Origin of the sequence: Kitasatospora sp. NPDC051914 (assembly GCF_040680995.1) — a bacterium.
Taxonomy (GTDB): domain Bacteria; phylum Actinomycetota; class Actinomycetes; order Streptomycetales; family Streptomycetaceae; genus Kitasatospora.
The window spans coordinates 49,904-62,396 of the sequence record NZ_JBFAXX010000038.1 but is presented as its reverse complement, the minus strand read 5'-3'; the positions used below and the strand labels follow the sequence as shown (position 1 = coordinate 62,396).

The window sequence follows — 12,493 nt, the reverse complement described above, 5'->3', positions numbered from 1 at the left end:
CGTGTCCGGCGAGCAGACCGGTACCCTCCGACCGCCCCGGCAGGACGCCGGGCCGGACGGGCCGGACCCGCGCGAGCCGGTCAACCTGCTCTTCCGCGACCTGCGGACGTCACCGGACGGTCTGGCCGAACGGGAGGCGAGCCGACGGCAGACCGTCCACGGGCCGAACGCCCTCACCCGGCGGGGCGGACGGCGCTGGCCCGGCGAGCTGGTGCAGCAGTTCACCCACCCGCTGGCCGTCCTGCTCGCGCTGGCGGCAGTGCTCGCCCTGGTCAGCGGCGCCCCCGCGCTGGCGGTGGCGATCGCCGCGGTCATCGTGCTGAACGCCCTGCTCGCCTTCGTGCAGGAACGGCAGGCCGAGCAGGCGGTCGAAGCCCTGGCCGACTTCCTGCCGGACCGGGCCACGGTGGTCCGCGGCGGCGTCCACAGGGAGATCCCGGCGACGGAGCTGGTGCCGGGCGACATCCTGGTGGTCGAGGAGGGCGACCGGGTGTCCGCCGACGCCAGGCTGATCTCGGGCGGCGTGGAGGTCGACCTCTCGGCACTGACGGGCGAGTCCGTCCCGGTCTTCCGCTCGGCGGAGACGGCCGACGTCACGGGTCCGCTGCTGGACGCGCGCGACCTGGTGTTCTCCGGCTCGGCCTGCACCGGCGGCCAGGCGGTGGCGGTGGTGACCTCCACCGGCATGCACACCGAACTGGGACGCATCGCGGCGCTCAGCCAGCGCACACGCCGCGAGGAGAGCCCGCTGGAGCGCCAGGTCAAACGGGTCGCCCGGCTGATCGCCGTGATCGCGGTGGGCGTCGGGCTCGCCTTCCTGCCGATGGGCCTCGCCGCCGGGCTGTCACTGACCGCGGCGGTGACCTTCGCCGTCGGCCTGCTGGTCGCCAACGTGCCCGAAGGCCTGCTGCCGACCATCACCCTCGCCCTCGCCTCCGGCGTGCGGGACCTCGCCCGGCGCGGCGCCGTCGTCAAACGGCTGTCCGCGGTGGAGACCCTCGGCTCCACGACCGTGGTCTGCACCGACAAGACCGGCACCCTGACCGAGAACCGGATGAGGGTCACCACCCTGTGGACACCGGCCGGTGAAACGCCGGTGGACGGCACGACCGCCGGTACCGGGCTCCGCGACCTGGCCGAGGCGGCCGCGGCCTGCACCACCGCCGACCCCGACACCGAACACGGCGACCCGACCGAGCTGGCGCTCCTCGACCTCGCCGACGCCTTCGGCGTGCCCTGCCGGGCCGGGCCGCGCGACGACCGCCGGCTGGCGCTGTTCCGCTTCGACCCCCGGCTGAAGCTGATGACCACGGCCGACCGGAACGGCGACGGCACGGTCCTGCGCACCAAGGGGGCACCGGAGGAAGTCCTCGCCCGTGCCGCGAGCCTGCGCGACCGCGGCACGGAACGGCCGCTGACCGCCGAGGACCGAACGGCCGTGGTGCACGAGGTCGGACGGCTGGCGGCGCGCGGCCTGCGGGTGCTGGCGGTGGCGGTGAGGCCCCTCGGCCCCGGGCTCCCCCCACCGCGGCGCCGCGAGGAAGCGGAGCAGAACCTGTGCCTGCTCGGCCTGGTCGCCATGGCGGACCCGCCCCGGCCGGAGGTCGCCGACGCCATCGCCAGGGCCCACCGCGCCGGCATCACGGTGCACGTGGTCACCGGCGACAACGGGCTCACCGCCGCAGCCGTCGCCGAGCAGGTCGGCATCGGCCACCGCGGCATGCGGATCGTCACCGGCACCGAACTGGACTCCCTGGGCGACGACCGGCTGGACGCACTGCTCGCCCGCGGCGAGGAAGTGGTGTTCGCCCGGACCTCGCCCGAGGCCAAGCTGCGGATCGCCGACGCCCTGCGGGCAGAGGGCAACACCGTGGCCATGACCGGGGACGGGGTCAACGACGCCCCCGCGCTGCGCCGCGCCGACATCGGCGTCGCCATGGGCCGCTCCGGCACCGAGGTCGCCCGCGAATCGGCCACCATGGTGCTCACCGACGACAACTTCGCCACCATCGTGGCGGCGGTCGAGGAAGGGCGCCGCACCTACGACAACATCCGCAAGTTCATCGTCTACATCTTCACGCACGCGGTGCCCGAGGTCGTCCCCTTCCTCGTCTTCGCCCTGGCCGGAGGTGCCGTCCCGCTTCCGCTGACGGTGATGCAGATCCTGGCGGTCGACCTCGGCACCGACACCCTGCCCGCACTCGCCCTCGGCCGGGAGCGCGCCGAGCCGGGACTGATGGACCGACCGCCGCGGCCGCGCCAGGAGAAGGTGATCCGGCCCGCCATGCTGGCCCGGGCCTGGGGATTCCTCGGCCTGATCTCCGCTGCGCTCGTCATGGGCGACTACTTCCTCACCCTGACCGCGGGCGGCTGGCATCCGGGCGATCCCACCGGCCCCGGCAGCCCTCTCCACCACCTGTACCAGCAGGCCACCACCGTCGCCTGGCTGGGCATCGTGGCCTGCCAGATCGGCACCGCCTTCGCCGCCCGGACCGAGCGCGCCTCGCTGCGGTCGATCGGCGTGTTCAGCAACCACCAACTGCTGGGCGGGATCGCCTTCTCCCTGGCGTTCGCCGCCGCGGTCGTCTACGTCCCCGCGCTGCACGGCCTGTTCGGCACGGCCGCCCTCAGCCCGGCGCAGCTGGCCGTGCTGCTCCCCTTCCCCCTGCTGGTCTGGGGTGCGGACGAGCTCCGCAGGGCCGGCGTCCGCCGCAGGGCGGGCGCGGCGGCTGCCCCGGCAGCCGTACCGCCGGCACCCGCCGTCCCGGTGGGCGAGGAGAGCGGCCACCATCCGCTGCCGGTGCTGCTCGCCCGGCACGGGTGGAGCGCCCACCGGTTGATCCACGCCCTGGGCGTCGGGGAGCACGCGGCGGCCGAGATCGTGGCGCACGCCCAGCGGGTCGCCGCGGGGCACGGGCGCCCTCCCGGCACACACCGCCCCGGCTGACCCGCGACTGTGGGCCGTCCGGCCCACCGGCCCGGGGCCCAGGGAGCCGGAGGGCGGCCGGGCGGATGGTGGAGGCACCGGCACCCGCCGGAGGCCCGGCCGAGGAGGTGGCAGACGTGCCCCGCATCAGGATCGCCAGGCGTCCCGTCGGCCAGACCCGTCAGCTCCCGCCGCTCGACCTGCGCACACCGTCGGGCCGTCGGCTGCCCTACTGAGGCTCACGGCCGCCCGCCTCTCCGGCCAGGGCCGGACGGCGCAGCCGCCGGAGGTAGGGGTCGTAGGAGGGCCGGGGCTCGACCCGGATGCGGGCGTCGACGCAGACGACGCCATCGGGTCGTACGATCAGCGGGTTGAGGTCCACCTCGACGAGCTGGGGCAGGTCGCAGGCCATCCCGGAGACTCCGGTGAGCGCCCGGCGCAGGCCCGTGAGGTCCGTCCCCGGCGAACCCGGGCGGCCGAGGATCAGTGGGGCCGCCCTGAGTTCTGCAGGCATGGTCTCCAGGTCGCGTTCGGTCAGCGGGGCGAACCGGGTGGTGCGGTCGCCCAGGACGTCGGTCGCCGTCCCGCCGAGGCCGAGCAGGACCAGCGGCCCGAACACCTCGTCCTGCACCGCGCCGACCAGCAGTTCCACCCCGGGCGGGGCCATGGGCTGGAACAGCACGCCTGTCATCCGGCCACCGAAGCGGTCGCGGAAATCCCGGTAGCACTCCTGCGCCTGGGTCGCGCTGCCCACGCCGAGGCGGACGGCGCCTTCGGCGCTCTTGTGCACCTGGCCCGGCCAGTAGGCCTTGGCCGCGATGCGGCCCTCGTGGCCGAGTGGGCACAGCCCACGTGCAGCGAGCTCCGCCTCGTCCTCGCTCCGCACCAGGATCGAGGTGGTGAGCGGGAGCCGGTAGCAGTCGAGCAGGTCCGCGGTGGTCTCCGGGTCGAGCCACCCTCCGTCGGGGTGGGCGTCGAGGAACGCGTCGACCAGGCGGCGGGCACGGTCGGCGTCGGCGGTCGGCGGAGCGGCCGGGGCGGAGAACGGTTCGGCCAGCCACCTCGCCCGGTCCCGGGCATGGGCGAGGGCCCGCGCGGCGGCCGCCGGGTCGGCATAGGACGGCAGCCGTCCGCCGTCCGCGCAGGTCCGGTACTGGACGGGCACCTCCTGGTCCAGCAGGACGGCCGCGACCGGCAGACGCCGACGGCCCGGGCCGTCCAGCAATGCGCGGAGCGGCCGGTCGGCGTCGTCCTGGACGAGGGCGGTCGGCACGAGGCAGACCACCAGCGCGTCGACGGTGTCGGCCCGCGCGAGTACGTCGAGGCAGGCCCTCAGCTCGGCCGGGCCGGCGGCTGCGGTCGTGTCGACCGGGTTGGCCGTCCCCGCCCCGGCCGGCAGCAGCTCGCGCAGCTCCGCGACCGTTTCCGCGGGCAGCGGCGGCAGTTCGAGTCCGGCCGCGGCGCAGGCGTCCGCGGCGAGGATGCCGATACCTCCCGCATTGGAGACCACTGCCACGCGTCCGCGCCCGTCGGGCAGCGGCTGGGTGTGGAACAGGGCCGCGGTCTCCACGAGTTCGGCGATGCTGTGCGCCGCGGTGATCCCCGCCCGGCGGAAGAGCGTCTCCCGGGTGACGGTCGGCGTCGCGGCTGCGGCGGTGTGCGAGGCGGCGCCGCGCCGGCCGGCGTCGGAGCGGCCGGCGTCGACGGTGAGCACCGGGAGGGTCCGTGTGACGCGCCGCGCCGTCCTGGCGAAGGCGCGCGGACTGCCGAAGGACTCGAGGTGCAGCAGGGCCAGGTCGGTCCGGCCGTCGCTCTCCCACCACTGCAGCAGGTCGTTGCCGCTGACGTCGTACTTGTCCCCGAGGGAGACGAAGCTGGAGACGCCGATGCCCAGCCAGGCGAGGCGTTGCAGCAGGGCGATGCCGACTCCCCCGGACTGCACGGCGACACCGGCCGTGCCGGGCAGCGGGAAGGCCCCGCCGAATTCCGCGTCCAGCCGGATCGCGGGGTCGGTCTGGGCGATGCCGACGCTGTTGGGTCCCACCAGGCGCATGCTGTGGCGCCGGCAGCTGTGCATCAGCTGCCGTGCCTGTGTCGCGTCCAGGCCGGAGGTGAGCACCACGAGCGCTTTCGTACCGGTCCGTCCGCACTCCTCGGCCGCGCCCGGCACCGCCGCTGGGGGAACGGCCAGTACGGCGAGGTCCGGTACCCCGGGCAGCTCGGCGATGCCCGGGTACGCGGGCTCGCCGGCGATCACCCCGGCGTGCGGGTTCACGGCCCACACCGGGCCGGTGAAGCCGCCCCGACGGATCTTCAGCAGCACCGTGCGTCCCACCGATCCGGTCCGGCGGGACGCGCCCACGACCGCGACCGCCCGCGGGCGCAGCAGCGCGGCCAGGCTGGCCAGGTCGGCCGTCCTGCCGCGCTCGTCGACGGCACGGAGGTAACCCTCGTCGTCCTCGTCGAGCGGGACACGTACCCGGATCTCGCCGTGGTCGAGGTGCCGGTGGACCGGCAGCCCGAGGTCCGAGAAGACCTTGTGGACGGCCCGGTTGCCGGCCAGCGTGTCGGCAGCGAACTCGCGGATGCCGCGCTTGCGGGCGGCATGGGCGAGGTGCTCCACGAGCAGGGTGCCGACCCCGCGGTGGTGCCAGGCGTCGGCGACCGCCATGGCCAGCTCGGCGACCTCGCCGCTCTCCGCGGTCGCCTGGCAGTCCGCCTCCCCCACCAGCTCGCCGTCCGCCCAGGCACCGAGGGCCAGCACGTCGGCCCGGCCGGGGCCGCACAGCCGGTCGGCCGCCAGTTCGGGTGCCCGGTGGCTCGCCCCGAAGAACCGCATCCGGCGGCTCTCCTCGGACATCCCGTGCACGTGGAGCTCCAGGACGGCGGCGCGGTCCCCCGCCTCGACGGGCCTGACGAGGACGGTCGTCCCGTCGGTCAGCAGGGCCTCGACCGCGGACACCGGCGGCTCGGTGACGGACATGGCGACTCCCTCGGTCCGGCCCCGTGGCATGCCTGACGGCTCCGGGCCTCCCGCTCCACGTTCCTCGTCCGCAGGGGGGTTCGCCAGGGCCGACCGGCCCCGGCGTCCGGTCGACGGGGCGGGATGCACCCCGGCACGAGGCCCGCAGGGCCCGCCGCATCAGGTCCGATCGGCCCTCCCGGACGACGCGCGCCCGGGCCGAGCATGGAGAAATGTGATCAGGCCTCAGCGAGGCGACCCGACCATACGGGAACCGACCGTATGCCGCAGTGTGTGCGGCAACATCCCGACAGACCGCCGAGGGTGTGTCCACGAGGCCGCACCGAACGCCCAGGTGAGCTGCCTGCCGGTGCCGAGGCGACCGAGGCACACGCCCGCACCATCGAGATCACCACGGGGGACTGACGACCGGATGCCGGTAACGGGCAGCCACACAGCGTGGCTGCCCGGGTGTCGGTGCCCCGGCCCGGACACCCGACTGCACCACTTCGAGCACCACGAGCAGGACCGGACGGTGCCGGTCGGCCGTGGCGGCATCCTCCACACCTTCGCCGGCTGAGGGGCGCCCGCCTGCGATCAGGTGCGTTCGGCCAGCAGGGCCGCGCTCCCGGCCAGTGTGGCCATGCGCGGGTAGTCGTCCTCGTCGATCCGGCAGCCCGCGCGGACGGACAGCCGTTCCACCAGCGTCAGGAAGTCCATCGAGTCGAGTTCGAGTTCCCGTCTGAAGTCGGTCTGCGCGTCCGTGGAGGTGAGATCCGCATCGGGGACGATCTCGAGGAGGACTTCCTTGACGAGTTCCTCGGCCTGGTCCTGGTTCACAGTTCCTCCGGTCTCTGGAGCAGCCGGTCGAGGGCCGACAGGTACCGGGCACCGGTGGCCCCGTCACTGGCCCGGTGGTCGGCCGACAGTGTGGCCGTGACCACGGGCCGGACACCGAGCATGCCGTCCGAGGCCCAGGGGCGCTCGACGACCTTGCCCAGACCCACCAGGGCGACCTGGGGCGGATAGATCACTCCGAACACCGCCTCGACCCCCTGGTCGCCGAGACTGGTCACGGTGATCGAGGGGTCGGTCGTCTCGGATCCGCGCAGCCGCCCGGCCCGGGCCCGTGCAACCAGGTCGCGCAGGTGCGCCATGAGTTCGGGCAGCGGCAGATCGGCGGCATCGTGGATCGCGGGAGCGATCAGACCGCCGCCGCGCAGCGCGACGGCGACGCCGAGATGGACGGCGGGTGCAGGGGTGAAGCCGTCGGTCCACCAGCCGTTGAGCTGCGGTACCTCCCGGGCGGCCACGGCTGCGGCCTTGAGCATCAGGGCAGCCGGCACCAGCCTGTCGGGGACCGGCAGTTGCCGGTTCCGTTCGCGTAGCCAGCGCATGGCCGCCGCGAGGTCGACCGTGGTCGACAGGTAGTAGTGGGGGATCTCCCGCTTGGACCGGTCCATCAGGGCACCGACGGCCTGTCGCATCGCCTCGGCCCGCGCGCCGGCCGTCCGCGGTGGCTCGGCGACCGCCTGCGGCTCCTCCGTCTCCGCAGGGTGCAGCGCGGCGCGGACGTCGGCCGCGCGGACGGCCCCGTCGGCACCGCTCCCCCGCACCAGGGCCAGATCCAGCCCCGCCTCGCCGGCGATCCGCCGGGCCATCGGCGTCGCCCGGATGCGCGCACCGGACCCTTCGGCCGCGGCGGGCGGGCCCGGCTCCGACCGTGCGTGACCGCCGGGACGGGCTCGCGCCGGACCGGCGGCCGCCGGTTCTGCCGGGTGCTCGGATCCGGCGGACACGTGCGGTGCGGACTCCACGTCCGCCTTGGTGATCCGCCCGCCGGGCCCGGTGCCGTGGACGGCTGCCAGGTCCACGCCGCCCGCCTCGGCAAGTCGTCGGACCAGCGGGGTGGCGATCGGACGGTCGTGCTGCTCCGCCTGCTGCTCTCCCGCCCCGGCGGACGGTACCCCGGCCGGCGCGCCTGCGTCCGGCGCGCCTGCGTCCGGCGCGATGACGGCCAGCGGGGCTCCGACCGGTACCACGGCCCCCGGCTCGACCAGGAGTTCCTCGACGGTTCCGGTCTCGAAGCACTCCACTTCGATGGCGGCCTTGGCGGTGTCCACCACGGCCACGATGTCACCGCGGTCGACCCTGTCCCCGGGACGGACGAGCCACTCCAGCAGGGTGCCCTCGGTCATGTCGGCGCCGAGGGAGGGCATGGTGAACTCGGCCATGTCAGCCGACCGTCCGCCGGGCCGCCGCAACGACGTCCGCGACCTGGGGCAGCGCCGCTTCCTCCAGCTGCCGGGCATAGGGCACCGGCACCTCGGCCCCGCAGACCCGCTCCACCGGCGCATCCAGGTCGTAGAAGGCCTGCTCGGTGATCCGGGCGGCGATCTCGGCGGACAGGCCGCCGGTGCGCCAGCCTTCGTCCACGACCACGGCACGGTGCGTCCGCCGCACCGAGCCGACGACCGTGGCATCGTCCAGCGGCCGGAGCGTGCGCAGGTCGACGACCTCGGCGTCGATGCCGTCCTCGCCGAGCCGTTCCGCGGCTTCCGACACCTTGCCGAGCGAACCGCCGTAGGTGATGAGGCTGACGGCCGTGCCGGGGCGTCGGACGGCTGCGGTGGCCAGGTCCGTCGGTCCGCCGTCCGGGTCCTGGGAGCCGGAGGCGTTGTAGAGCGAGCCGTGTTCGAAGATCACCACGGGATCCGGGTCCGCCAGCGCCGGTGCCAGCATGTGCCGGGCGTCGGCGACCGTGGCGGGTGCCAGGACGCGGATGCCGGGGATGTGGGCGTACCAGCCCTCCAGGCTGTGCGAGTGCTGGGCGGCGAGTTGGCGGCCGGCGCCGGTGGTCATGCGGATCACCAGGGGCACGGCCACCTGGCCTCCGGACATGTGGAGCAGCGTGGCGGCGTTGTTGAGGATCTGGTCCAGCGCCAGCAGGCTGAAGTTGACGGTCATGATCTCGACGATCGGGCGCATCCCCGCGATGGCGGCGCCGATGCCCGCACCGACGAAGGCGGACTCCGACAGCGGTGTGTCCCGGATGCGGTCCGGTCCGAACTCGTCGAGCAGGCCCAGGCTCACACCGAAGGCACCGCCGTAGCGTCCGACGTCCTCGCCCATGAGGAAGACCCGGTCGTCGGCGGCCAGCGCCTCGCGCATGGCCTCGCGGAGCGCCTCGCGGTAGGTGACGCTCGTGGCAGCGGTCCCGGCCGGCGTCATGAGGCCTCCTGCGGGCTGTGCACGAAGCGCAGGAGGTCCTCCACCGGCTCCGGGCCGCCCTGGCGGGCCTTTTCCAGGGCCCGGTCGAGTTCTCCGGCGACGTCCTTCTCCAGGAGTGCGAGGGCATCCTCGCCGAAGCCGTCCTCGGTCTGCATCCGGCGGACGAGTGCGGTGATCGGGTCGCGTTGCTTCCAGCGTTCGACCTCGGCCTTGTCGCGGTAGAGGTCGGGGTCGTACATGGAGTGGGCGCGGAAGCGGTAGGTGCGCAGTTCGAGGAAGCAGGGGCCGTGGCCCTCGCGGACGAGTTCGGCCGCACGGCGTGTCGCCCGCTCGACGGCGAGTACGTCCATGCCGTCCACGGCCCAGGCGACCATGCCGTAGGAGGCGGCGCGGGCCGCGAGGTCGATCTGGGCGTGTTCCCTGGTCAGCGGGGTGCCCATGGCGTAGAGGTTGTTCTCGCAGACGAGCAGCAGGGGCAGTTCCCACAGGGCGGCCAGGTTGGCGGTCTCGTGGAACTCGCCCTCGGCGAAGGCGCCGTCGCCGAAGAGGCAGCAGGCCAGTTGCCCGTTGCCGCGGAGCCTGTCGGCGAGGGCCAGGCCGGCCGCCACGGGCAGGCCGCCGGCGACGATGCCGTGGCCGCCGTAGAAGCGCCGGTCGGTGTCGAAGAGGTGCATCGATCCGCCCCGGCCACGGCTGCATCCGGTGACCCGGCCGAGCATCTCGGCGAGGACGGCCTCGGCCGGGATGCCGCGCGCCAGGGCGTGGCCGTGCTCTCGGTAGGTGGTCACCACGGCGTCGTCCGGCGTCAGCGCGCCGAGGACGCCGGCGGAGACGGCCTCCTCGCCGATGCACAGGTGGACGAAGCCGCGGATCTCCCCGGCGCTGTAGAGCTGCACGCAGAGCTCTTCGAATCGGCGGATCCGCACCATCTCGCGCAGCAGATCCTGCCGGTGCTCCGTCCGGCTGCCGGCCTGCTCCGCGGAGCGACGGGCATGTGCACGCTTGCGGGCCGTCATCGTGTCTCCTCCAAGGTGGAGAGGTCGCCCTCCGGGAGACCGAGTTCACGGGCCCGCAGGAGCCGTCGCATCACCTTTCCGCTGCGGGTCTTGGGCAGGTGCTGGTCGAAGGCGATCTCGCGCGGGGCGATGGCGGGGCCGAGCCGCCTCCGGGCGAATGCCGTGATGTCGCGGACGAGCGGGGCCCCCGGCTCGAATCCCGGCTTGAGCGAGACGAAGGCCTTGACGACCTCCCCTGCGACGGGGTCGGGGCGCCCGATCACTCCGGCCTCGGCCACGGCCGGGTGTTCCATCAGCGTGCTCTCGACCTCGAAGGGCCCGATGAGGTGCCCGGCGGACTTGATGACGTCGTCGGCCCGCCCGACGAACCAGAAGTAGCCGTCGGCGTCCCGCCGTGCCACGTCACCGGTGAGGTACCAGCCGTCGGCGAAGCAGGCCCGGTAGCGGTCGTCGGCGTTCAGGTAGCCGCGGAACATCGACGGCCAGCCGGGGCGCAGCGCCAGCTCGCCCTCCGCCCCCGGCTCCTCCAGGACGGTCACGCGCCCGTCGACGACGGCCGCCCGGCCGTCCGGCCCGCGTTCCAGGACTCCCGCTTCGACGCCCGGGAGCGGTCGTCCCATGGACCCGGGCCGCACCTCGCCGCCCGCGACGTTGGCGATCATGATGCAGCCGGTCTCGGTCTGCCACCAGTTGTCGTGGATCGGCATGCCGAGGATCTCCTCCCCCCAGCGGACAGCTTCAGGGTTGAGCGGCTCGCCGACGCTGGCGATGAACCGCAGCGCCGACAGGTCGAAGGAGCGCGGCAGTTCGGGCGGGGCACCGCGCGGCGACACCCGCATCAGCATCCGGATCGCCGTGGGTGCGGTGTACCAGACGTTCACCCGTTCCCGGGCGAGGATGCCGTACCAGCGCCGGGCCTCGTACTCCCCGGCGTCGACGACGGCGGTGACCCCGTGGGTGAGCGGGGCGATGATCCCGTAGGACATGCCGGTGACCCACCCCGGGTCGGCCGTGCACCAGAACACGTCGTCCGGGCGGAGGTCGAGGGCGAGCGCGGCCGTGGCATGGTGGGCGACCACCGCCTCGTGGACGTGGACCGCGCCCTTGGGGGTGCCGGTGGTGCCGCTGGTGAAGTGGAGCAGCGCCATGTCCTGCGGGTCGGTGTCCGGGACGGTGAAGTCGTCGGCCGCGCCGGCCGTCAGCGCGTCGAACGGCAGGGTCTCGGGGAACGCCCCGGAGGTCGGCCCGACGATCAGGACGTGTTCCAGCCGCGGCAGGTGCTCGCGGCCGCCGGCCACCTTGCGGCGGTAGAGGTCCTCCGTGGTGACCAGCACCCGCACGTCGCCCAGCCGCAGCCGTTCCTCGACCGGAACCGGTCCGAAGGCCGGGAACAGGGGGCAGAACACCGAAACGTTCTTCAGCGTGCCGAGCACCGACGCGTACAGCTCGGGACAGCGGTGCAGCAGCGAGGCCACCCGCTCGCCCCGGCCGACGCCGAGGGCCTGCAGGCCGCCGGCGAAGCGGTTGCTGAGCCGGGCGAGTTCGCCGTAGGTGACATCGGCGACGGTGCCGTCGACGGCGATGCAGCGGAGCGCGGCCTTGCCGCCCAGGCCGGCGGCGACGTGGCGGTCGACGGCCTCGTACCCGATATTGAGCCCCCTCCCCCCGGGCAGACCGTCGAGCCGGTCCCGGGCTCGGCGCCAGTACTCGACACGAGCCTGTCGGCTCTCGGCAACCGGTACGCCCGGCACTCGTTCCGGGCCGTCAGCATGCACGGCGACTCCTCCTGACCGGGGTCTGCCTGCCGGCCCGGACGGCCGATCGCACACTCCGGGCCCGCCCCTCCATCCTGCGATGAACAGGAGGCCGTCGCGCGGCGGAATCGGTGCCCGGGACTGTCGGGCACCGCCGCGGCGGCGTCCGTCTCGCCCGCCCGGATGTGGCGGCCTCAAGGGCTCGGCCGATCGGCGTCGGGTCCCGGCAGCGTCAGCGGGGAGTCCGGGACGAGCGATTGCGGCTGGCGGAGAACGACGCGGTTGGGGCTCCGCACACTGCAGAAGTCGGGTGTGGAGGTGGGGGTAGGGCTCGATCGGGAGGCGTGTACGGCGGCCACGGCCGGGTCCTGGCAGCGCCGGGCCCTCTTGGCGTCTGGGGTCAGTTGCGCCAGTCGCAGCCGGGGCGGCAGCCGCAGGCATCCGACCCGGCGCCGACGGCGGGGCCGCGCAACAGCCCTTGCCCTGCCAGGCATCGCGCCCCTCCTTAACCGCGATCGCGGCGATGACCAGGGCGGCGATCGGGTGGGCCCAGGACCAGCCGAGGATGGCGTTGAGCAACAGGCCGACCAGCAACACGGCCGAC

At 74.3% G+C, this 12,493-nt stretch carries 7 protein-coding genes; 1 reads left to right on the top strand and 6 read right to left on the bottom strand.

Annotated elements, in window-relative coordinates; genetic code table 11:
- Window position 1 precedes the first annotated feature (1 nt).
- On the top strand, window positions 2-2,947 hold the full coding sequence (locus tag AB0M03_RS24440) for a cation-transporting P-type ATPase (protein WP_363494253.1): 2,946 nt from the start codon (window positions 2-4) through the stop codon (window positions 2,945-2,947).
- A gap of 208 nt (window positions 2,948-3,155) precedes the next feature.
- Here the strand turns inward: AB0M03_RS24440 and AB0M03_RS24435 are convergent, their stop codons facing one another.
- The 6 genes from AB0M03_RS24435 to acsA all read right to left on the bottom strand — a co-directional run bounded on the left by AB0M03_RS24435 (window position 3,156) and on the right by acsA (window position 11,910).
- Window positions 3,156-5,909, bottom strand: coding sequence for a GNAT family N-acetyltransferase (locus AB0M03_RS24435; protein ID WP_363494251.1), 2,754 nt, complete (start codon window positions 5,907-5,909; stop codon window positions 3,156-3,158).
- Between the two features lie 576 nt (window positions 5,910-6,485).
- Window positions 6,486-6,728, bottom strand: a complete 243-nt coding sequence (locus AB0M03_RS24430; protein ID WP_363494249.1) for a phosphopantetheine-binding protein — start codon at window positions 6,726-6,728, stop codon at window positions 6,486-6,488.
- Complete coding sequence (locus AB0M03_RS24425; RefSeq protein ID WP_363494247.1) at window positions 6,725-8,122, bottom strand: 2-oxo acid dehydrogenase subunit E2; 1,398 nt, start codon at window positions 8,120-8,122, stop codon at window positions 6,725-6,727. The genes AB0M03_RS24430 and AB0M03_RS24425 overlap by 4 nt, the downstream gene beginning before the upstream one ends.
- A 1-nt stretch (window position 8,123) precedes the next feature.
- Complete coding sequence (locus AB0M03_RS24420) at window positions 8,124-9,119, bottom strand: alpha-ketoacid dehydrogenase subunit beta (protein WP_363494245.1); 996 nt, start codon at window positions 9,117-9,119, stop codon at window positions 8,124-8,126.
- Window positions 9,116-10,135, bottom strand: a complete 1,020-nt coding sequence (gene pdhA / locus AB0M03_RS24415) for a pyruvate dehydrogenase (acetyl-transferring) E1 component subunit alpha (RefSeq protein WP_363494243.1) — start codon at window positions 10,133-10,135, stop codon at window positions 9,116-9,118. The genes AB0M03_RS24420 and pdhA overlap by 4 nt, the downstream gene beginning before the upstream one ends.
- Window positions 10,132-11,910, bottom strand: a complete 1,779-nt coding sequence (gene acsA, locus AB0M03_RS24410; RefSeq protein ID WP_363494241.1) for an acetate--CoA ligase — start codon at window positions 11,908-11,910, stop codon at window positions 10,132-10,134. The genes pdhA and acsA overlap by 4 nt, the downstream gene beginning before the upstream one ends.
- Between the last annotated feature and the right edge of the window lie 583 nt (window positions 11,911-12,493).